This is a genomic window from Mycobacteroides abscessus ATCC 19977 (genome assembly GCF_000069185.1).
Taxonomy (GTDB): domain Bacteria; phylum Actinomycetota; class Actinomycetes; order Mycobacteriales; family Mycobacteriaceae; genus Mycobacterium; species Mycobacterium abscessus.
The window spans coordinates 2,739,213-2,761,623 of sequence record NC_010397.1 but is presented as its reverse complement, the minus strand read 5'-3'; the positions used below and the strand labels follow the sequence as shown (position 1 = coordinate 2,761,623).

Below are 22,411 nucleotides of genomic sequence, written 5' to 3'. Positions count from 1 at the left end.
CCTGCATGAATGGCGGGTACCAGGACACGGTCGTTGTGGTGCGCCGGCCCCCGTACTGGGAAGTAATGGGCGGCGTCATTTAGCCTGATGAGTAAGTGTGATAGGCATTTCGGCATGGAGTGCCATATGTGTCGCTCGACGACGAGCAGCAGGGAGCAGTTTTGTGACTGTTGAGGTGCCCGAAATTCAGCGTGACTTCGCGCGATGGCAGAAGGGCGTCGCCGGCGTGCTGGCGAAATCGACCCGCAAAGCGGTCGAGGACCTGCCGGCGGACCCCGAGCGCCTGCTCGACTCGCCCACCTACGACGGAATTGCCATCCGGCCGTTGTACACCGCGCTTGACGAGCTACCCGAGCCGTCACTACCCGGGCAGTGGCCCTTCGTGCGTGGCGGTGACCCGCGCCGCGATGTGAACAGCGGGTGGAAGGTGGCCGAGGCGTTCGGCGGTGCCGCCGATCCGGCGCTGGTGAACGAGACCATCCTCGATGCGCTGGGACAGGGTGCCAGTGCCATCGTGTTGGCAGGCCTGCCACCCGAGGCGGTTGCTCGGGCCTTGCAGGGTGTCTACCTGGACCTGGCGCCCGTGCAGCTTGAGGCCGGTGCCGAGCTGGCGGCGGTGGCCGAAGCCCTGTTGACCACCCTCGATGCCTATGAGGGAGACGCCGCTGCCGTGGTGGCCGATTTGGGCGCCGACCCATTGGGCAACGCCTTCGCGGACCGGGCCGGGATTTCGATCGATGAGACCGTTGCCCTGGCCCGTCGGGCGACCGCGCGGGCCGAACAGGTGCGCGCCATCACGGTCGACGGCACCGTCGCACATGAGTCGGGTGCCAGCGACAGCCAGGAACTCGCGGTGGCGGTGGCCGCCGGCGTCGCATATCTGCGGCTACTGCAGCGGGCGGGCCTGACCGTCGCGGAAGCGCTGGAGCAGATCAGCTTCCGTATCGCCGCAACAGACGATCAGTTTCTGTCCATCGCCAAGTTCCGGGCGGCGCGGGTGCTGTGGGCCCGGGTCGCCGAAGTTGCCGGTGCACCCGACGCCGGTGGCGCGGTTATCCACGCGGTGACCTCCGAACCGATGATGGCACAACGTGATCCGTGGGTGAATATGCTGCGTACCACCCTCGCCGCCTTCGGCGCGGGAGTCGGCGGTGCGGACAGCGTCCGGGTCCGGCGATTCGACGACGCCATCCCGGGTGGTTTGAGCGCGGTATCTCCCGCCTTCGCTGCCCGCATTGCACGGAACACTCAGCTGCTGCTTATCGAGGAGTCGCATGTCGCGCGGGTGCTCGATCCCGGCGGCGGCTCGTGGTTCATCGAAGATTTAACGGAAAGCCTTGCGCAGCAGGCATGGTCGCTGTTCACCGAGATCGAGGCCGCGGGCGGCTTTGAAGCCGCCACCGAGCTGATCCGGGAACGGATCGCGGCCACCCGCGCCCAGCGTGCCGACGACATCGCTCATCGGCGTACCTCGGTCACGGGAGTGAACGAGTTCCCCAATCTCGCGGAGGAGCCGCTACCGCCGCATCCTGGCACGGGTTACCGGTACGCCGCCGACTTCGAGGAACTGCGGGACCGCTCGGATGCCTTCCTGGCATCCTCCGGCGCCCGGCCGTCGGCGCTGCTACTGCCGTTGGGACCGTTGGCCGAACACAATGTGCGCACCACATTCGCCTCGAACCTGTTGGCCTCCGGTGGTATCGAAGCCATCAACCCCGGTGTGCTGGACGCGAGTGCTGTCGCCGGCGCGGTGGCCGATGCCGGAGCCCGTATCGCCGTCATCTGTGGCACCGATGGCCGGTATGCGGCCGAGGCCGGCGCTGTCGTCGACGCGGCGAAGGCAGCCGGTATCACCGACGTGTATCTCGCGGGACCGGAGAAGGCTGTTGCCGAGGTCGCGGAGGCCTCCCGGCCGGATGGGTACCTCACCATGAAAATCAATGCTGTCGAAGCGCTTTCGGCCATGCTGACCACATTGGGAGCGTGACATGACTGACCTCACGGATCTTTCGGAATCCGGCACCATCCTGGGCAGCTTTGCCGATGTACCGCTGCACGGTGACCGCGTATCCGTCGCCCCGGACACCGCCGCCGTTCAGACCGCGGTAAGCGAGGCCGCCGCCGCGCACGGATACAGTCCCGAGCAGCTTGATTGGGAGACGCCGGAGGCGATCACCGTCAAGCCGATCTACACGGCCGCCGACCGCGAGGCGGTGCGGGCGCAGGGTTATCCGTTGGATACCTTCCCCGGTCAGGTGCCCTTCCTGCGCGGGCCGTATCCGACGATGTACGTCAATCAGCCGTGGACCATTCGCCAGTACGCGGGTTTCTCCACGGCCGCCGAGTCCAACGCGTTCTACCGCCGCAACCTGGCGGCGGGCCAAAAGGGCCTGTCCGTGGCATTCGACCTGGCGACCCATCGCGGGTATGACTCGGACCATCCGCGCGTGCAGGGCGATGTGGGCATGGCTGGCGTGGCCATCGACTCCATCCTGGATATGCGTCAGCTGTTCGACGGTATCGACCTGGGTTCGGTGTCGGTGTCGATGACCATGAACGGCGCGGTGTTGCCGATCCTCGCGTTGTATGTGGTGGCAGCCGAGGAGCAGGGTGTCGGTACGGAGAAGCTTGCCGGGACCATCCAGAACGACATTCTCAAAGAATTCATGGTCCGCAACACCTACATCTATCCGCCGAAGCCGTCGATGCGGATCATCTCCGATATTTTCGCGTACACCAGCGCCAAGATGCCGAAGTTCAACTCCATCTCGATTTCCGGCTATCACATCCAAGAGGCCGGTGCCACAGCCGATCTGGAGCTGGCATACACGCTGGCCGATGGCGTCGAGTACATCAAGGCAGGCCTGGCCGGAGGGCTGGACATCGACGTCTTCGCCCCGCGTCTGTCGTTCTTCTGGGCCATCGGCATGAACTTCTTCATGGAGGTCGCCAAGCTGCGCGCCGGGCGTCTGCTGTGGAGTGAGCTTGTCGCGCAGTTCGATCCGAAGAGTTCCAAGTCGCAGTCGCTGCGCACGCATTCGCAGACCTCCGGGTGGTCATTGACCGCGCAGGACGTGTTCAACAATGTGGCCCGCACCTGCATCGAGGCCATGGCCGCCACCCAGGGACACACCCAGTCGCTGCATACCAATGCCCTGGACGAGGCGCTGGCGCTGCCCACCGACTTCTCGGCCCGCATTGCCCGCAACACGCAGCTGCTCATCCAGCAGGAGTCGGGCACCTGTCGCCCGATCGACCCGTGGGGCGGCTCGTACTACGTCGAGTGGCTGACTCACCAGCTCGCCTCCCGCGCGCGCGAACATATTCGGGAGGTCACCGAGGCCGGCGGTATGGCGCAGGCCATCGATCAGGGCATCCCGAAGCTTCGTATCGAAGAGGCCGCCGCACGCACCCAGGCGCGCATCGACTCGGGCCGTCAGCCGGTGATCGGCGTGAACAAATACCAGGTTGCCGAGGACCAGCAGATCGAGGTTCTCAAGGTAGAGAATTCCCGCGTACGGGCCGAGCAGCTGGCCAAGTTGCAGCAGCTGCGTGCCGAGCGCGATGACGACGCGGTACAGGCAGCCTTGGCCGAGTTGACTCGTGCGGCAGCCGATTCGGGCCGGGCCGGCGAAGACGGGCTGGGTAACAACCTGATGGCGCTGGCCATCAACGCCGCTCGGCACAAGGCGACCGTCGGGGAGATCTCCGATGCGCTGGAGAAGGTCTATGGCCGGCATCAGGCCGAAATCCGTACCATCAGCGGGGTATACCGCGACGAAGTGGGAAGGGATGGCGCCGTCAGCAGCGTGACGCAAGCAACCGAGCTGGTACAGAAATTCGCCGACGCCGACGGCCGCCGGCCGCGCGTGCTGGTCGCCAAGATGGGGCAGGACGGGCATGATCGCGGACAGAAGGTGATCGCAACGGCGTTCGCCGACATCGGATTCGATGTCGATGTGGGTCCGCTGTTCCAGACTCCGGAGGAAGTCGCGCGACAGGCCGCCGACAACGACGTGCATGTGGTTGGTGTGTCGTCGTTGGCCGCGGGCCACCTCACCCTGGTCCCTGCACTGCGTCAGGCGCTGGCCGAGGTGGGGCGCCCGGACATCATGATCGTGGTGGGCGGCGTGATCCCGCCGGGCGATTTCGACGAGCTGTACCAGGCGGGCGCCGCGGCCATCTTCCCTCCCGGAACGGTGATCTCGGAGGCCGCAATTGGCCTGTTGCACAAGCTGGCTGAGCGGCTCGGGTACGACCTGACCTGATGTCGGCACCTGACAATCTGGCAGCACTGATCCGGTCGGGAGACCGTTCCGGCCTGGCCCGGGCCATCACCTTGGTGGAGTCGACCCGACAAGATCACCGGTCGCAGGCGCAGCAGTTGCTGCTCGAGCTCTCGCCCGAGGGGGGAAACGCACTGCGCGTGGGGATTACCGGAGTGCCCGGGGTGGGGAAGTCGACCACCATCGAGGCGCTCGGGATGTATCTCATCGAACAGGGACATCGCGTCGCCGTGCTGGCGGTCGACCCATCGTCGACGCGCACCGGCGGATCGATCCTGGGGGACAAGACCCGGATGGGTCGGCTCTCGGTGCATCCGGATGCCTACATCCGGCCGTCGCCGACCTCGGGAACCCTGGGTGGGGTGGCCAAGGCCACCCGTGAGACGGTGGTCCTGCTGGAGGCCGCCGGCTTCGATGTCATCCTGATCGAGACTGTGGGCGTGGGGCAGTCCGAGGTCGCGGTCGCCAATATGGTCGACACATTTGTCTTCCTGACGTTGGCGCGCACCGGCGACCAGTTGCAGGGAATCAAGAAGGGCGTACTCGAACTCGCCGATATCGTGGTGGTGAACAAGGCCGATGGTGAGCACGCCATCGAAGCCAAGAAGGCCGCCCGTGAATTGTCGGGAGCCTTGCGCCTGATCTATCCGCATGACACGCTCTGGCGCCCACCGGTTCTCACCATGAGTGCGCTGGAGAACAACGGTGTCTCCGAGATGTGGGACACGGTGCTGCAGCATCGCGCGGTGCTCACCGAAGCGGGCGAGTTCGAGGCCAAACGCCGCCGCCAGCAAGTCGATTGGATGTGGGCGATGGTGCGCGACGCGGTGCTCGACCGGGTTTTGAACGCCCCCGACGTGAAGGCGTCGCGTGCTGATATCGAGCAGCAGGTGCGGGAAGGCACCCTGACGCCCGCGCTGGCCGCCGAGCAACTACTCAACCTCAGCTCGTAGACCTCGAGCGCGGCGTTGCGCACACAAACACGCCGGTATGTGTGTGCCCAAGGTGTCGCCCGCGAGAAGATGTCTGGATGGCGTTGGTTTTTCTCGATACGGAGACCACCGGGCTGCACCGCGAGCGCGAACCGTGGGAGATTGCGATCATCCGGCGAACCGCGGCGGGCCAGCGACAGTTGCATTTGTGCGTCGATGTGCAGGATCTCGACTTGGCGGCCGCCGATCCGGCGGGCCTGCAAATAAGCGGTTTCCACAAGCGCCATCCACAGGTTCGTCTGCGGCCGTTGCAATTTCCGCGTGTTTTCCGTGCCGCCGAGGCTGTTTCGCTTGTCGCGGAATGGACGGCGGGAGCCACGATCGTCGGGGTGATACCGCAATTCGACACCGAATGTCTGGCGCGGATGTTTCTGGCTCACGGGGTCGGTCCCACCTGGAATCCGGAACTTGTCGACGTGGTCGCGACCACGGCGGCACGACTGCGGGACCGCGGGTTGACACCGGATGCCGACTATTCCAACCTCTCACAGCAATTCGGCGTGAAGACCCCGAGCGCGGCGCAGCGGCACACGGCCCTTGGCGATGCTCGTTGGGCCATGCGCTGGTACGACCGATTATCTGAATGACGACGTCGACGACAGGTAAACCAGCTTGCGTCTGATGCCGGCGATCTCCCGTGCGATACCGCGCAGCATCGCACGTTCCTGAGGGGCAAGGGCGGACAGCGAGACGGTATCGGACATCGGCTGCCCTTCCTCCCAGGCCGCCGCTCGTGCCCGCCACCGGAAGCGCAGCAGCCAGTCGAAACAGTCGTGCAGTGTCGAGGCGTCATCGCGGTCGAGGGTTTCGGCAGTGGATGCGGCATCCAGCCGCGCGGGCGTGGCGAGAACATCCGATCCGGCCGATAACGCCGCCCACCGGGCGATCTTCACCACCGGGTCCATCGCGGTGATCTTGAGGTCTACCGAGTCCGATTGCGTCGCGAATATCTTCAACCGCGAAGGGAATCCCGCGCGCACTGCCACCGCATCCTGCAGCATCGCATGACGGATGGGGTAGTGGCGCTGGGCGCAGCGCGCGTTTTTGCTGCGCAGGGCGCCGTCCGGCAGCGACGCGTCGGCGCCGACACCTCGTGAATCGGCCATCAAGCCCGCCATCACGACCCCCCGGTCCGCCGGAGGATTGGCACACCAGCGCTCGATGCCCTCGAGCCAGTCGGTGGTGCGGCGGCAGAATCGGCCGCGACTGGCCAGCACCCCGTTGGAATCGCCGCCAATGCCGCCGCGCTCGAGTGTCGTGTGGACCCGTGCCGCCAGCTCCATGAGGCGAGTTTTGCCCTCGGCGTCGATCGTGTCGTCGACCGCGATCAGCGTCTCGATGTCCGATCCCGGCGCCGCCTCGCCGCGTGCCGCACTCCCGGAAACGAACCAGCTCCAGCCGGGGTTCACGCCATCGGTGACGAGCCTCGCCGCGGTGATGACACTGCTGCGCAATGCCTCGGACCACGCAGCGGCGAGAGTTGCCTCCGGTGCGCGCGCCCGCGCCTGCAATGTGATCGCGATCCGTGTCGCGCTCACCCCCGCATGGAACGCCGCTTCGTCGGCGGCAGCATCGATCTGCGCGATGGCCCGGGCCATCCCGTTTTCGGCCGGCACCTCGGCAGACATGGCAATGATTGTTACCTACGTCGATGCGACGGCGTGGGATATGAAGTTGCGGACGGGCCGCGACAGCGGTTGCCCGGAGCTCCAGACGATCCCGACGTCGCGGTGCGCATCGGCGTCGATGAGGCGCAACATCCGCAGGTCGGGCGGATAGGTGGTGGCGTCGACGGGAAGCACGGTAACGCCGAGACCGGCGGCCACCAGACCCGCCACCGTCATCAGATTGCTTGATTCCAGCACGATCCGTGGTTGGAATTGTGCTGCGGCGCAGAGCTCTTCGAGCAGCCGACGCATACCGAAACCTGGATGCATCGCCACGAAAGGTTCGTCGGCAAGGTCAACCATCGACACATCCTGGGCTTGCGCAAGGCGATGGTCGGTGGGCACCGCGACGCCGAGACGTTGCCGGAAAAGGTTGCGCCAGCCGAGATTCGCACGCCGAGGGCGCGGAGAGACGATGGCGACGTCCAGGTCGCCGGTGGCCACCAGATCATCGAGACTGCCTGCGGCGCCCTGTTCCAGGACGAATCGCACATGCGGCGATGTCGTCGCGAAGCCGGCGATCAATCCGGCGATCAAGGTAGGCCCGAAGGTGTGCAGGAACCCCAGACGGATCTCGCCCTCAGCAGGGTTCGCGAGATCGTCGATTGCGCGGCGCGCGGAATCCAGTTCCAGCTGAGCGCGGCGGGCGTGTTGGTAGAAGATCCGGCCAAATGGATTCAGGGCGAGCCGCTTACCGTGCCGGTCGAAGAGCTGCACGCCCAGGCGGCGTTCCAAACGGGCCAGCATGCGGGTGAGTGTCGGCTGCGCAAGCCGGAGCTGGTCGGCGGCCGCGGTGACGTTCTGTAGCTCGGCGAGTGTGATGTACCACTCGTAGTCACCCTCGGCCATGGCTCTACCTCCGTTTATACGTAAAATGAATTATAGATCCGAATATTGCTCATTTCCGCAATATGCCTGATCGCGAGCAACATTGGGACTCATGGCGACGGCTGCGAGCACCGAGGGCACCACCACCGTCCGCAATGGCGTGGATCCGTCACCCCATCAGACAGGTACCGCCGGTTACCGGCGCCTGACCGGTGCGCTGTTCGCCGCGGGACTGGCGACCTTCGCGGCGCTCTACGGAACCCAGGCGGTGCTGCCGGCACTCTCCGCGGATCTAGGGGTCAGCCCCGCTTCGGCGGCCCTGACGGTCTCGGTAACCACGGGGATGCTCGCCCTGTCGATCATTCCGGCCAGTGCACTCTCGGAACGGTTCGGCCGTACTCGCGTCATGCTGGTTTCGGCGATCGCCACCACGATCATCGGGCTGCTCCTTCCTGCCAGCCCCACGTTCGCTGTGTTGTTGATCGGCCGTGCCGCCGAGGGAGCTGCCCTGGCTGGGATTCCGGCGGTGGCAATGGCCTTCTTGGCCGAAGAAGTGCATCCGGGATCGCTGGGCTCGGCGATGGGCAGATACATCGCGGGCACCACGGTGGGCGGGCTGGCCGGGCGGCTGGTGGCCTCCTCAGTGCTTGATGTGAGCAACTGGCGTATCGCCCTGCTGGGCAGCGGTGCCATGACTTTGGTGTGCACGGTGCTGTTCGCCGCGCTGCTTCCGAAGTCTCAGTTCTTTGTGCCGAAGAAGGTCCGGGTCGGCACCACCCTGCGGATCCTGGGTGTGCACCTACGAAACCCGGTCCTGCTCATCATGTTCGGCTTGGCATTTCTGCTCATGGGTGGATTCGTCACCGTATACAACTATTTGGGCTATCGCCTTGTCGCACCCCCGTTCGGGCTGCCGACAGCCATTGCCGGTCTGCTGTTCTTGCTGTACCTGGCCGGAACCATGTCGTCGGCGGTGGCCGGACGGCTGGCGGATCGCCGGGGCCGGGGTTCGGTTTTGATCGCCGCGATCGTCATCACGGCCGCCGGGCTTGCGCTGACAATCCCGAACTCGCTGCTCACGGTGATCGTCGGTGTCGGTGTGTTCACCGCCGGCTTCTTCGCGGCCCATACCGTCGCGAGCGGTTGGGTCGGCGCCGTCGCGCAGCGTGATCGTGCCGAGGCCTCGGCGCTGTATCTGTTCAGTTACTACCTGGGCAGTTCGGTGGCGGGTGCTGTGGGCGGACTGGCGTACCAGGCCGGCGGCTGGGGGCTCACGGTGCTCTTTGTGGGCGCGCTCTTGGCGATCGCGCTGGTCCTGGCCGCGCTGATGGTGCTTCGAAACCGGTTTGGCCATATCAACGCACCCGAATAGAATCGCTGTTACCGATACTGATCCGGCTATCACCGGGGAGTCTCCGGAAGAAATGCGTGAGCAGAGTAGAACCGGACGGGTAGGCCCGTCACAGCCGTTGCGAGAGGCCCCGGCCAGGTCGGGGCAAGCGGGGTGGTACCGCGGAGGTACGCCGACGGCGTCCCATCGTCCCCGTGCCGGCGAGCACAGGGAGAAGTACCCATATGGACGCGTACCCGCGGACCGATCTCGGCGCCGATCAGCGCAGCGGATCCCCGAATCTTCCTGCACTGGAAAAGCAGGTACTGCGCTACTGGGATCAGGACGACACCTTCCGTGCGAGCATCGCGAACCGTGACGGCGCACCGGAATACGTCTTCTATGACGGTCCGCCGTTCGCCAATGGGTTACCGCACTACGGGCATCTGCTGACCGGCTATGTCAAGGACATCGTCCCGAGATACCAGACCATGCGCGGCTATCAGGTGGATCGGCGATTCGGGTGGGACACCCACGGATTGCCCGCCGAGCTGGAAGTCGAACGGCAACTGGGCATCACCGATAAATCCCAGATCGATTCGATGGGCATTGCCGAGTTCAACGATGCCTGCCGCGAGTCGGTGCTGCGCTACACCAAGGAATGGCGTGAGTACGTAACCCGGCAGGCGCGCTGGGTCGACTTCGACAACGACTACAAGACGCTGGACCTGACCTTCATGGAATCGGTCATCTGGGCGTTCAAACAGTTGTGGGACAAGGGTTTGGCTTACGAGGGTTACCGCGTGCTGCCGTACTGCTGGCGTGACGAGACGCCGCTGTCCAACCACGAGCTGCGCATGGACGACGACGTCTACCAAAGTCGTCAGGATCCTGCTGTCACCGTCGGCTACCGGATCGCGGGTAACGAGGACAGCCGGTGGGCGACGCTCGACGGCGCGCGGTTGCTGATCTGGACCACAACGCCGTGGACGCTGCCGTCGAACCTCGCCGTCGCGGTGAACCCCGAGGTGACCTACGCGGTGGTGAAACCGGAAGACTCCGAAGACCGTTACCTGTTGGCGCAGGCCCGGGTCGGTGCGTACGCGCGGGAACTGGGCGAGGAGCCCACCGTATTGGACACTTACACCGGTGCGGAGTTGCTGGGTCTGCGCTACCTGCCGCCATTCCCATACTTCCAGCAGGACGCCTCGCCGAACGCCTTCACCGTGCTGTCGGGAGACTATGTGACCACCGACGACGGTACCGGCATCGTGCACATGGCACCCGCCTACGGTGAAGAAGACAAGAACGTCACCGATAGGGCGCAGATCACTCCGGTCACCCCTGTCGATTCGAAGGGCCGATTCGACGCGACCGTGCCCGATTACGAGGGGCAGCAGGTATTCGATGCCAACGCGCAGATCATCAAGGACCTCAAGAACGGCACGGGCGCAGCGGGTCTCAACGGGGCGGTTCTGCTGCGTCACGAGACCTACGACCACTCCTACCCGCACTGCTGGCGTTGCCGAAACCCGTTGATCTATCGCGCGGTGTCCTCCTGGTTCATCAAGGTCACCGAATTCCGGGATCGCATGGTGCAGCTTAACGAACAGATCACCTGGTATCCCGAGCATGTGAAGCACGGTCAGTTCGGCAAGTGGCTGGAAGGTGCGCGTGACTGGTCGGTCTCGCGTAACCGCTACTGGGGCAGCCCCATTCCGGTATGGAAGTCCGACGATCCGGCGTATCCCCGTATCGATGTGTACGGCAGCCTCGATGAGCTGGAACGCGACTTCGGAGTCCGGCCGACGAACCTGCACCGGCCCTACATCGACGAGCTGACCCGGCCGAACCCGGACGATCCGACGGGCAAGTCCACCATGCGTCGCATCCCGGATATCTTCGACGTCTGGTTCGATTCCGGCTCAATGCCTTACGCGCAGGTGCATTACCCATTCGAAAACGCCGAGTGGTTCGAGAAGCACTTTCCGGCCGACTTCATCGTGGAGTACATCGGCCAGACGCGTGGCTGGTTCTACGTCATGCACGTGTTGGCGACCGCACTCTTCGATCGCCCGGCGTTCCGCACCTGTGTGTCGCACGGCATCGTGCTGGGCAACGACGGCCAGAAGATGAGCAAGTCGCTGCGCAACTACCCGGACGTCAACGAGGTGTTCGACCGCGACGGATCCGATGCCATGCGCTGGTTCCTCATGGCATCGCCGATCCTGCGCGGCGGCAATCTGATCGTCACCGAGCAGGGGATCCGCGAGGGCGTGCGGCAGGTCATCCTGCCGCTATGGAATGCCTGGAGCTTCCTGCAGCTGTACGCGCCCAAGCCCGGTACCTGGCGCACCGACTCGAAGCAGGTGCTGGACAGATACATCCTGGCAAAACTGGCGCAACTACGTGACGATCTCACCACATCCATGGATGACTGCGATGTCTCCGTGGCGTGCGAGCAGCTACGGCAGTTCACCGATGCGCTGACCAATTGGTATGTGCGGCGGTCTCGTTCGCGTTTCTGGGAAGAGGATGCGGACGCCATCGACACCTTGCACACCGTGCTGGAGACGACGTGCCGTCTGGCGGCGCCGCTGCTACCGATGACCACCGAGGTCATCTGGCGGGGGCTCACCGGGGAGCGGTCAGTGCACCTGACCGACTGGGTGTCCGAGTCTGTGTTGCCCGCGGATGCCGCACTGGTCGCCGCCATGGACGAGGTGAGAAAGGTGGCTTCTACCGGGTCTTCCTTGCGCAAGGCCAAGAAGCTGCGGGTGCGGTTGCCGCTACTCAAGCTGACCGTGGCGGTGCCCGATCCGAAGCGGTTGGAGCCGTACACCGCGCTCATCGCCGACGAGCTCAACGTGAAATCGGTTGAGCTGACTGACGATATCGCTGCGTATGGCAAGTTTGAGCTGACCGTCAATGCGCGGGTCGCGGGCCCGCGGCTGGGTAAGGACGTACAGACGGTCATCAGGGCGGTCAAGTCCGGCGACTGGGCTCAGCAGGCCGACGGTACCGTCGTCGCCGCGGGTATCACCCTGCGCGAGGGTGAGTTCGATTCGAAACTGGTCGCCGCTGAACCGGATTCGACTGCGGCGCTTCCCGAAGGTGGAGGGCTGGTCATCCTGGATGACACCGTTACCGAGGAGCTGGAAGCGGAGGGCTGGGCACGTGATCTCATCCGTGAGCTCCAGGACCTGCGCAAATCGACGGGTCTGGAGGTCTCCGATCGGATCGAGGTGGTCTTGGAGGTTCCGGCCGTGCATCGCGCGTGGGCGGAACGGCACCGCGAACTGATCTCTGGGGAGATCCTGGCCACGACACTGGACATCGCGGAAGCCGGCGCGGATACGCGGACGCCCGCCACCGCTCTCAGCGACGGGGTCCGGGTGTCCTTGAAGAAGGCGGCGGGTTAAGCCCGCTTCGGCGAAGTCTCCCTGTGCCCGGCTAGGAGCGACAATGATGGCACGTCGGCGTGCTTGTCGCTCCTAGCCGGGCACCCCGGCGCCTACTGCACCGGGCCCCAGCTCTAGGCGGCCTTGACTGCGCGCCAGCGCTGATTGCCGCCGTCGAGGTGGTGCTCGATATCGGTGAAGCCCGCCGCGCGCAGACGATCCGGCAGCGACGTGGTCGGCACCGGGTTGTAGGTGTCGCCGATGTGCAGCAGCCGGAAGAACGTGGAATGCACGCCGTCACTCCCCGCGAAGACTCCGCCGGGTGCCAGCACTCGGTGTGCCTGCGCAAACAGTTGGTCTTGCAGATCTGCGGTGGGGACATGATGCAGCATGGTGAAGCACACCACGGAGCTGAACCTGTCGTTGTCGAAACCCAGCTTGGTGCCATCGCCCTGCATCACGGTCGCCCGGTCGCCATAGAGTCGCTGGAGCCGGGTGGCCATGGTTTCGTCGATCTCGACCGCGGTGAGCTGCGGGGTGCGATTGGTCAGCACCCGAAGGTTCGCGCCGTAGCCGGGCCCGATCTCCAGAGTGTCCGCACCGAGTTCAACCCCCTGCAGCGCCCAGGGGAGGAGCTGCGACTCGGTCTTGCGTGCCCACATTTCCGAGCTACAGCACCACCGATGCACCAAATTCATTGCCATAACGCCAGGCTAGGAGGGCTGCGGGCCAGCGGCTACCGGGATTCGGCCAATCCATATCGAGCTTCCGACAGCGATACCCGTGGGCAGTCGGTGGGCCGCAATACGATGGGCGCGTGTGTGCTGCCGGTCGATGGGTTTTGCACCTCGACATGGACGCCTTCTTCGCTTCGGTCGAGCAGCTGACCCGGCCCACCCTGCGTGGTCGTCCGGTACTCGTCGGCGGCACCGGCGGCCGCGGCGTGGTGGCCGGCGCGAGCTACGAGGCCAGGGTCTTCGGGGCCCGTTCGGCCATGCCGATGCATCAGGCTCGGCGCCTGGTGGGCATCAACGCTGTCGTCTTGCCGCCTCGCGGTTCGGTGTACGGCGTGGCCAGCAGGCGCGTATTCGAGACAGTGCGATCGATGATCCCCATTCTGGAGCAGCTGTCGTTCGATGAGGCGTTTGGAGAACCGTCCGAATTATTCGGTGCCACAACAAGTGCAGTCGCGGATTACATTCATGAGTTGCGTTCACGCGTGCTCGGCGAGACCGGTCTCACCGCGTCGGTAGGGGCGGGCTCGGGTAAACAGATTGCCAAGATCGCCTCGGGGTTGGCCAAGCCCGACGGCGTGCGGATCATAGCGCCGGAGGAAGAACGGACACTGCTCGACGAGCTCCCGGTGCGCAAATTGTGGGGTATCGGCCCGGTCGCCGAAGAGCGCCTGAATAGGTTGGGTATCAACACAATTGGCCAGTTCGCGGCCCTGCAGACCAGTGAGGCGGCCTCGGTCTTGGGTGGCACGATCGGCCCCGCGCTGCACCAGCTGGCCCGTGGCGTCGATGACCGCCCGGTGGCCGAGCGGGCCGAAACCAAACAGATCAGCGCGGAATCGACGTTTCCCGACGACCTGACAACCCTTGATCAACTACGCCAGGCCATCGAGCCCATCGGTGTCCACGCCCACCGGCGACTCATCAAACACGGGCGTGGCGTCCGGACCGTCACCGTGAAGTTGCGGCGCTCGGATATGAGCATCCTGACCAGGTCCGCGACGCTGCCCTACGCCACCACGGAACGCGCGGTACTGATGTCGGCGGCGCGCCGGCTGCTGCTGGATCCCGTCGAGATCGGGCCGATCCGTCTTGTCGGCGTAGGTTTTTCGGGATTCTCCGATGTTCAGCAGACCTCGTTGTTCCCGGATCTGGATCAGGCCGAGCCCGTTGCCGAGTCCGACGAGGTGCCATCTACCGCGGAGCCCACCCACAGCACGGCTGGTTGGGGTGTCGGGGATGACGTCGACCACGCCGAGTTCGGGCACGGGTGGATACAGGGCACCGGGCACGGTGTCATGACGGTGAGATTTGAGACGCGAAGCAGCGGTCCGGGTATCGCGCGCACCTTCGCGGTCGATGATCCGGGTATCGCGCGCGCCGACCCGGTGGCGAGCCTGGACTGGCCGGGGGAGTCAGCCGAGCCGGTCGATGACGGCGACGAGATCGGAACCGGTGGCTAGGGCCGCCATCAACAGCACTCGCGCTTGGCCGGCGCGAAGCCGAGGCGCGACCACCGCGCCGGCGTCGATGAGCTTCTGTCCCGGTGCGTAGCCCGGGGACAGCAGGCCACCCGGCACCCTGGTGGTCACCACAACATGTATCCCGTTCTCGATGTGGCGGGAAACCGCTTCGGTGACAGCGTCGTTGGCGTTTCCGGCACCCATCGATTCGAGCACTAGGCCCTGCGCGCCGGCCCGCGCGAAGGCGTCCAGTGCCACGGCGTCGGCACCCGGGTACAGGCTCACCACATCGACCCGCGGCAGCGCCGGACGGGTCACGGTGCCCAGAAACGACGAGGACGCCTGGGCGGTGCGGACGAAGGCGCCGTCGCGTATCTGCCCGACCGGCGGTGCCCCGGCGAATCCCGCGGTCGCGGTCAGATCCACCTTGCGGATGCCCGCCGCCGGAAAGACCTGCCCGGCGAAGCACACCACCACGCCCAGCGCCTCGCCGGAGGCCGCCACCGTCAACGCGTCGCGCAGGTTGCCTGGACCATCGGACTCGGGGTGGTCGCCGCTGCGTTGTGCGCCGGTCAGTACGACGGGGACCGGCACCGCGCATGTCAGCGCGAGCCACAAAGCGGTTTCTTCCAGAGTGTCCGTGCCGTGTGCGATGACGATTCCGGTCGCGCCCGCGGCGACATGCCCGCGTACCGAGGCCGCGATCTGCTGCCAGCGCTGCGGCGTCATCTCCGCGCTGTCGATCGTCATCAGGTCCTCGACCAGCACATTGCCCTGGCCACTTGCCGCCAGCAGATCGCCGCCGGAACTGGCATGCCGGGCGATGCCGTCTGCGCCCACCTCGGTCGCGATCGTGCCCCCCGTGGTCAAGAGAACGAGCGCTGGCGAGGAGTCATTTGGGCGAAGAGCGGCAGGCACAGCGGCGATCATCGCAGACAGGTTGCGCAAAGCGCTGCGCCGCGTAAGGGATGATGGGGGACGTGAGTGACGAGTCCGAGACCGCCCGGAAGCCAAAGCGGCGGATAAAACTGCTGCTCATCGTGGCGTCGGTGGTGCTCGTACTGGACGTCGTGACCAAGGTTCTCGCCGTCAGGCTGCTACAACCCGGCAAGCCGGTGCCCATCATCGGCGACACCGTCACCTGGACGCTGGTGCGCAATTCGGGCGCCGCGTTCTCGTTCGCCACGGGCTATACCTGGGTGCTCACCCTCATCGCCATCTCGGTGGTGGTGGGAATCCTGTTCATCGGTCGTCGGTTGGTCTCGACGTGGTGGGCAATCGGCTTGGGCATGATTCTCGGCGGTGCACTGGGCAATCTCGTGGACAGGTTCTTCCGCGGCCCGGGACCGCTGCGCGGCCACGTGGTGGACTTCCTGTCCGTGGGGTGGTGGCCGGTCTTCAATGTCGCGGACCCCTCCGTGGTGGGTGGCGCGATTCTGCTGGTGGCACTGTCGCTGTTCGGTTACGACTACGACCGCGAGGGCCGTTCTACCTCGAAACCAGCGAGCAGTGGCCCGGAGGACAGCGTGAACGCGGACCCGCAGGCTTCCCAGACCAAGCCGTCATGACGTCGCGCTCTCTGCCGGTTCCGGACGGCCTGTCCGGTATGCGTGTGGACGCAGGTTTGGCTCGTCTGCTGGGACTTTCGCGCACCGCCGCGGCCGCCCTCGCCGAAGAGGGCGCGGTGCTGTTGGACGGGGTTGCCGTCACCAAATCCGAGAAGCTGACCGCGGGTACCTGGCTGGAGGTCACGCTGCCCGAGCCCAAGGCGCCGCCGGAGAACCGCGTCGAGGTGATCGAGGGCATGAAGATCCTCTATGCCGACGACGATCTGGTTGCCGTCGACAAGCCGGCAGGCGTCGCCGCCCACGCCTCCGTCGGCTGGACCGGGCCGACCGTGCTCGGTGGACTCGCAGCGGCCGGCTTCCGGATGACGACGTCCGGTGTTCCCGAACGCAAGGGGATCGTGCACCGCCTGGACGTTGGAACCTCCGGGGTGATGGTCGTAGCGCTGTCCGAGAAGGCCTACACCGAGCTCAAGCGAGCCTTCAAATACCGGCGGGTTGAGAAGCGCTATCACGCTCTCGTGCAGGGGCATCCGGATCCATCCAGCGGCACAATCGATGCGCCCATCGGCCGGCATCGCGGTCACGACTGGAAATTTGCCGTGGTCGAGGATGGTCGTCATTCCATCACCCACTACGACACCCTTGAGGCGTTCGTGGCGGCCAGCCTGCTCGACATACACCTGGAAACCGGTCGCACGCACCAGATTCGAGTGCACTTCTCGGCGATAAAACATCCGTGCTGTGGCGACCTGACCTATGGCGCCGATCCGACACTGGCCGCCAAGCTCGGACTGGAACGTCAGTGGCTGCATGCCAAATCGTTGGCCTTTGCCCATCCGGGGGACGGTCGCTGGATTGAGATCACCAGTGAGTACCCCGAGGATTTGGCCCACGCGCTCGACGTCCTGCGATGAGCGGGCTCCCCGCCATTCCCGAACAGAACCGCAGCCCGAAATCCGGGTATCTGTTCGGCGCGGCCGCATACCTGATGTGGGGATTGTTCCCGGCGTTCTTCCCGCTGCTGGAACCTGCGGGTGCGCTGGAGATTCTGGCGCATCGCATGATCTGGACACTGCTGCTGATGGCGGTCGTCGTCGCGGTCTCTCGACGTCTGCGCGACCTGGTCGCCATGGGGCTGCGCAACTGGGGGCTGCTCATCGGCGCTTCGCTGCTCATCGCGCTGAACTGGGGCGTGTACATCTATGCCGTCAACTCCGGGCATGTACTCGACGCCGCCCTGGGGTATTACATCAATCCGTTGGTGACGGTGTTGTTGGGAGTGGTGCTCTTTCGGGAACCCCTCAGCCGGTGGCAGCTATTGGCACTGGTGTTGGCGTTCACCGCGGTCGCGGTACTGACGATCAGCGTGGGCCGGTTGCCGGTCATCACGTTGATTCTGGCCGCCTCGTTCGCCGGTTACGGCGCCATCAAGAAGACGATCACCGTTGACCCGCGGGTAAGCCTGACCGCCGAAGGGATCGTCGCCGCGCCGTTCGCGGGCGCCTACCTGGTATTCGTGGGCGTGTCCGGTCAGCAACACTTTCTGGGCTACACCCACGGACATACCGCGCTGATGGTGCTCAGCGGTGTGGTGACGGCTCTGCCTCTGTTGTTATTCGGTGCTGCGGCACAACGTATTCCGTTGGTCACCCTGGGGCTGCTGCAGTATGTGACGCCGACGTTGCAGATGCTCTGGGGTGTACTGGTCAAACACGAGGCAATGCCGCCGGAGCGCTGGGTGGGCTTTGTCTTGATCTGGGCTGCGCTGGTGATATTCACGGCCGATACCGTGCGCAGTGCGCTGATCTTGCCGCGTCAGTCGGGCCGACCGGCTACGGTTTCGCCCATCGACATGGTGTCGGTCAAGGGGAGGGATTGAGCGTTGCGGCACATGATCCTCGGGGCGGCGGTCGTGGTGGCCACGTTGTCCGGCTGTGCTTCGTCCGGCGGGCAGCAGGACGCAGAAGCCAGCATTGCGGTCGCTGCTACCGATGACATACCGGCGCAAGGCCAAAGCATGGTGCAAGCACTCAGGACCGGGGGCAGGCACCCCGGCTTCATGCCCTCGGGTGATGCGACGGTCACGGTGGACGGCGCCGTGTTGAACATGCCTGGCCCGGTCTATTGCTTTGTGAACAGGGGAGTGACCCACTTGCTCATTAACGTCGGACCGAAGAAAGCATCCGGCGGGCATGCGATGGTGAAACTGGACCCGGATTCGCTGGCCGTCCAGACTTTCGATATCCAGACGCGTGAGCTCATCATTTTGCTCACCGAGGAAGACAACGTCGGTGAGCAGATCACAGCGACCAGGAACGACGACAGCTTTCACATCGAGGGGGAAGGCTCCGGCCACGACAGCGGCGCCGAGAAGACCATGACATACGTGGTCGACGTCAATTGCGCGCCGGGTTGGGCCTCGCCCTAAGCGTTGCTGGCGGGGCATTTGTGACCGCTGTGAATCGGGTAGCCCGGTGAGCTTGACGACACACCCCCGACACGCCCGGGTCTGTCGGACCCTCGCAATAAACTGACCCCTCTAGCGATTGACGCCCCAATCCCGGGTCGGTACGAAAGGCACGTGTGAGCTCCTCGAATTCTTCGTTCGTGCACCTGCACAACCACACCGAGTACTCGATGCTCGACGGTGCAGCGAAGATCAAGCCGATGCTCGCCGAGGTCGAACGGCTGGGCATGTCTGCTGTCGGCATGACCGACCACGGAAACATGTACGGCGCGAGCGAGTTTTACAACGTCGCCGCGGCCACCGGAGTCAAACCGATCATCGGTATCGAGGCCTACATCGCCCCTGCGTCGCGGTTCGACACCAAACGTGTTTTCTGGGGCGATCCCGGACAGAAGTCCGATGACGTCTCGGGCTCGGGCTCGTATACCCACATGACCATGGTTGCCGAGAATGCCACCGGGCTGCGCAACCTGTTCAAGCTGTCGTCATTGGCCTCGTTCGAGGGGCAGCTGGGCAAGTGGGCGCGCATGGACGCCGACCTCATCGCCGAGCACGCCAGCGGCATCATCGCCACCACCGGATGTCCATCGGGTGAGGTGCAGACCCGCCTGCGGCTGGGGCAGGAGAGCGAGGCGCTTGCCGCCGCGGCCAAATGGCAGGACATCTTCGGCAAGGACAATTTCTTCCTGGAGCTGATGGACCACGGGCTGTCCATCGAACGGCGGGTGCGTGAGGGCCTACTGGAGGTCGGCAAGAAGCTGGGCATCCCGCCGCTGGCGACCAACGACTGCCACTACGTCACCAAGGATCACGCGCACAACCACGAGGCACTGCTGTGTGTGCAGACCGGGAAGACGCTCTCGGACCCCACCCGCTTCAAATTCGACGGCGACGGCTATTACCTCAAACCCGCGTCCGAGATGCGGGACCTCTGGGATGACGCCGTTCCCGGTGCTTGCGACAACACGCTGTTGATCGCCGAACGGGTGCAGTCCTATGAAGACGTCTGGAACTTCAAGGACCGGATGCCGATCTTCCCGGTGCCGGAGGGGGAAGATCAAGACTCCTGGCTGCGTAAGGAAGTGGACCGCGGACTGGAGCGCCGCTTCGAGGGAGTCCCGGGGGGAGTGCCCGACGAGTACTTCACCCGTGCTCACTACGAGCTGGACGTCATCAAGCAAAAGGGTTTCCCCGCATACTTTCTCGTCGTCGGTGACCTCGTCTCCCACGCGAAAGAGGTCGGCATCAGGGTCGGCCCTGGGCGTGGTTCGGCGGCAGGTTCACTTGTCGCCTACGCGCTCGGCATCACCAATATCGACCCGATACCGCACGGCCTGCTGTTCGAGCGATTCCTCAACCCGGAACGTCCGTCGGCGCCGGATATCGATATCGACTTCGACGACCGCCGCCGCGGTGAGATGGTCCGCTACGCCACCGAGAAATGGGGCAGCGACCGGGTCGCACAGGTCATCACCTTCGGCACCATCAAGACCAAGGCCGCATTGAAGGACTCGGCACGGATCCACTACGGCCAGCCGGGTTTCGCGATCGCCGACCGCATCACCAAGGCACTTCCGCCGCCGATCATGGCCAAGGACATCCCGGTATGGGGCATCACCAACCCCGAGCACGAGCGGTACAAGGAGGCCGCCGAGGTGCGCACCCTGATCGATACCGATCCGGATGTGCGCAACATCTACCAGACAGCGCTTGGTCTGGAGGGCCTGATCCGCAACGCCGGTGTGCACGCCTGCGCGGTCATCATGAGCTCGGAGCCTCTGACCGACGCCATCCCGCTGTGGAAGCGCGCCCAAGACGGCGCCATCATCACCGGCTGGGACTATCCGTCGTGTGAGGCCATCGGCCTGCTGAAAATGGACTTCCTGGGCCTGCGCAACCTCACGGTCATCGGCGACGCCCTGGACAACATCAAGGCCAACCGCGGTATCGATCTGGACCTGGACCATCTGCCGCTCGATGACCCGGCGACCTACGAATTACTTTCTCGCGGCGACACTCTGGGCGTCTTCCAGCTCGATGGCGGGCCGATGCGTGATCTGCTGCGCCGTATGCAGCCCACCGGGTTCAACGACATCGTCGCCGTGCTGGCGCTATACCGCCCCGGACCGATGGGCATGAACGCGCACAACGACTACGCCGACCGTAAGAACGGGCGCCAGCCGATCAAACCGATTCATCCGGAGCTGGAGGAACCGCTCAAGGACATCCTGGCCGAGACGTTCGGCCTGATCGTCTACCAAGAGCAGATCATGTTCATCGCCCAGAAGGTTGCCTCCTACTCGATGGGTAAGGCCGATGCGCTGCGTAAGGCCATGGGTAAGAAGAAGCTCGAAGTCCTCGAGGCCGAGTACAAGGGCTTCTACGAGGGCATGACCAATAACGGTTTCTCGGAGAAGGCCGTGAAGGCTTTGTGGGACACCATTCTCCCGTTCGCCGGGTACGCGTTCAACAAATCGCATGCCGCCGGGTACGGGCTGGTGTCCTTCTGGACGGCGTATCTCAAGGCGAACTATCCGGCCGAATACATGGCCGGTTTGCTCACTTCTGTCGGCGACGACAAGGACAAGGCGGCCGTTTACCTCGCTGACTGCCGTCGTCTCGGTATCACCGTGTTGCCGCCGGATGTCAATGAGTCCGTACATAACTTCGCGTCGGTGGGTGAGGACATTCGGTACGGACTCGGCGGTGTGCGCAACGTCGGCGCCAACGTGGTGCAGTCCCTCATCGCGACTCGCGAGGAAAAGGGAGCGTTCACCGACTTCTCCGATTACCTGCACAAGATCGATATCGCGGCCTGCAATAAGAAGGTCACGGAATCTCTGGTGAAGGCGGGGGCATTCGACTCGCTAGGGCATCCGCGCAAGGGGCTTTTCCTTGTGCAGTCCGACGCGGTCGACTCGGTGCTCGGCACCAAGAAGGCCGAAGCCATGGGGCAGTTCGATCTCTTCGGTGGCGGCGGGGAAGACAGCGTCCCGGCCTCCGATATTTTTGCGATCAAGGTTCCCGACGACGAGTGGGAAGAAAAGCACAAGCTGGCCCTGGAACGAGAGATGCTGGGGCTGTATGTGTCCGGACATCCGCTCAACGGTGTGGCGCACCTACTCAGCAGACAAACCGATACCCAGATCCCCGCGATCCTCGATGGCGAAGTCGCCAACGATGCCGTAGTCAAGGTCGGCGGCATCTTGGCCTCGGTGAACCGCCGTGTCAACAAGAATGGGATGCCGTGGGCCTCGGCGCAGCTGGAGGATCTCACGGGTGGCATTGAGGTGCTGTTCTTCCCCCAGGCCTACTCGGTGTACGGCGCAGACATCGCCGATGATGCCGTGGTGCTCGTCAACGCGAAGGTCGCGATCCGGGATGACCGGGTCTCGCTGATCGCCAATGACCTCGTGGTGCCGGACTTCTCTCAGGCGGCCGACGATCGGCCGGTCGCGGTGACGATGCCGACGCGGCAGTGCACCATCGACAAGGTGACGGCGCTCAAACAGGTGCTTACCCGGCACCCGGGCACCAACCAGGTGCATCTGCGGTTGATCAGCGGGGAGCGCGTCACCACGCTGGAGCTCGATCAGTCGCTTCGGGTGACTCCTTCGTCCGCCCTGATGGGAGATCTCAAGGCACTGCTCGGTCCGGGCTGTCTGGGGGGCTAGC

16 protein-coding genes are annotated in these 22,411 nt (G+C 64.7%); 12 read left to right on the top strand and 4 right to left on the bottom strand.

The window, feature by feature from the left end:
• Positions 1-163 precede the first annotated feature (163 nt).
• The 4 genes from mutA (at position 164) to MAB_RS13745 (ending at position 5,865) form a co-directional block, all read left to right on the top strand.
• Entirely contained in the window at positions 164-1,987 is a 1,824-nt protein-coding gene (gene mutA / locus MAB_RS13760) for a methylmalonyl-CoA mutase small subunit (protein WP_005111265.1), read from the top strand.
• Between the two features lies 1 nt (position 1,988).
• A complete protein-coding gene (scpA, locus tag MAB_RS13755) occupies positions 1,989-4,268 on the top strand; it encodes a methylmalonyl-CoA mutase (RefSeq protein ID WP_005075929.1) in 2,280 nt (759 codons plus the stop codon).
• Positions 4,268-5,239 (top strand): methylmalonyl Co-A mutase-associated GTPase MeaB, encoded by a 972-nt coding sequence (gene meaB / locus MAB_RS13750; RefSeq protein WP_005102543.1) that lies wholly within the window; start codon positions 4,268-4,270, stop codon positions 5,237-5,239. Before scpA ends, meaB begins: the two co-directional genes overlap by 1 nt.
• 77 nt (positions 5,240-5,316) lie before the next feature.
• Positions 5,317-5,865: a 3'-5' exonuclease family protein gene (locus MAB_RS13745; RefSeq protein WP_005082245.1), complete on the top strand. Its 549-nt coding sequence runs from the start codon at positions 5,317-5,319 to the stop codon at positions 5,863-5,865.
• Here the strand turns inward: MAB_RS13745 and MAB_RS13740 are convergent.
• Both MAB_RS13740 and MAB_RS13735 read right to left on the bottom strand, forming a co-directional pair.
• Entirely contained in the window at positions 5,854-6,906 is a 1,053-nt protein-coding gene (locus tag MAB_RS13740) for a putative nucleotidyltransferase substrate binding domain-containing protein (protein ID WP_005111263.1), read from the bottom strand. The two genes, MAB_RS13745 and MAB_RS13740, sit on opposite strands and share 12 nt — an antisense overlap.
• 15 nt (positions 6,907-6,921) lie before the next feature.
• Positions 6,922-7,794, bottom strand: a complete 873-nt coding sequence (locus MAB_RS13735) for a LysR family transcriptional regulator (RefSeq protein WP_005111261.1) — start codon at positions 7,792-7,794, stop codon at positions 6,922-6,924.
• Positions 7,795-7,885: 91 nt separating this feature from the next.
• Between MAB_RS13735 and MAB_RS13730 the strand changes: the two genes are divergently transcribed.
• Together MAB_RS13730 and ileS are read left to right on the top strand one after the other, a co-directional pair.
• The gene (locus MAB_RS13730) at positions 7,886-9,145 is read left to right on the top strand and encodes an MFS transporter (RefSeq protein ID WP_005087812.1); all 1,260 of its coding nucleotides are present in this window, start codon (positions 7,886-7,888) and stop codon (positions 9,143-9,145) included.
• A 203-nt stretch (positions 9,146-9,348) separates the two neighbouring features.
• Positions 9,349-12,525: an isoleucine--tRNA ligase gene (gene ileS / locus MAB_RS13725; RefSeq protein WP_005111258.1), complete on the top strand. Its 3,177-nt coding sequence runs from the start codon at positions 9,349-9,351 to the stop codon at positions 12,523-12,525.
• Between the two features lie 113 nt (positions 12,526-12,638).
• On the opposite strand, the gene MAB_RS13720 is transcribed toward ileS, so the two are convergent.
• On the bottom strand, positions 12,639-13,208 hold the full coding sequence (locus MAB_RS13720; protein WP_181390343.1) for a class I SAM-dependent methyltransferase: 570 nt from the start codon (positions 13,206-13,208) through the stop codon (positions 12,639-12,641).
• A gap of 113 nt (positions 13,209-13,321) precedes the next feature.
• Between MAB_RS13720 and MAB_RS13715 the strand changes: the two genes are divergently transcribed.
• Positions 13,322-14,701: a DNA polymerase IV gene (locus MAB_RS13715; protein ID WP_012296586.1), complete on the top strand. Its 1,380-nt coding sequence runs from the start codon at positions 13,322-13,324 to the stop codon at positions 14,699-14,701.
• Here the strand turns inward: MAB_RS13715 and MAB_RS13710 are convergent.
• Positions 14,654-15,571, bottom strand: coding sequence for an asparaginase (locus MAB_RS13710; protein WP_005087810.1), 918 nt, complete (start codon positions 15,569-15,571; stop codon positions 14,654-14,656). The two genes, MAB_RS13715 and MAB_RS13710, sit on opposite strands and share 48 nt — an antisense overlap.
• A gap of 98 nt (positions 15,572-15,669) precedes the next feature.
• Between MAB_RS13710 and lspA the strand changes: the two genes are divergently transcribed.
• From lspA to dnaE, 5 genes are all read left to right on the top strand, one after another.
• Positions 15,670-16,269 carry a signal peptidase II gene (lspA, locus tag MAB_RS13705; RefSeq protein ID WP_005114410.1) on the top strand — a complete coding sequence of 200 codons (600 nt, stop codon included), beginning with the start codon at positions 15,670-15,672 and terminating at the stop codon, positions 16,267-16,269.
• Positions 16,266-17,183, top strand: a complete 918-nt coding sequence (locus tag MAB_RS13700; protein ID WP_005057888.1) for an RluA family pseudouridine synthase — start codon at positions 16,266-16,268, stop codon at positions 17,181-17,183. The genes lspA and MAB_RS13700 overlap by 4 nt, the downstream gene beginning before the upstream one ends.
• Entirely contained in the window at positions 17,180-18,148 is a 969-nt protein-coding gene (gene rarD, locus MAB_RS13695) for an EamA family transporter RarD (RefSeq protein ID WP_005075908.1), read from the top strand. Before MAB_RS13700 ends, rarD begins: the two co-directional genes overlap by 4 nt.
• 12 nt (positions 18,149-18,160) lie before the next feature.
• Entirely contained in the window at positions 18,161-18,697 is a 537-nt protein-coding gene (locus MAB_RS13690; protein ID WP_005114409.1) for a lipoprotein LpqH, read from the top strand.
• A 155-nt stretch (positions 18,698-18,852) separates the two neighbouring features.
• Positions 18,853-22,410 carry a DNA polymerase III subunit alpha gene (gene dnaE / locus MAB_RS13685; RefSeq protein ID WP_005082233.1) on the top strand — a complete coding sequence of 1,186 codons (3,558 nt, stop codon included), beginning with the start codon at positions 18,853-18,855 and terminating at the stop codon, positions 22,408-22,410.
• Position 22,411 lies beyond the last annotated feature (1 nt).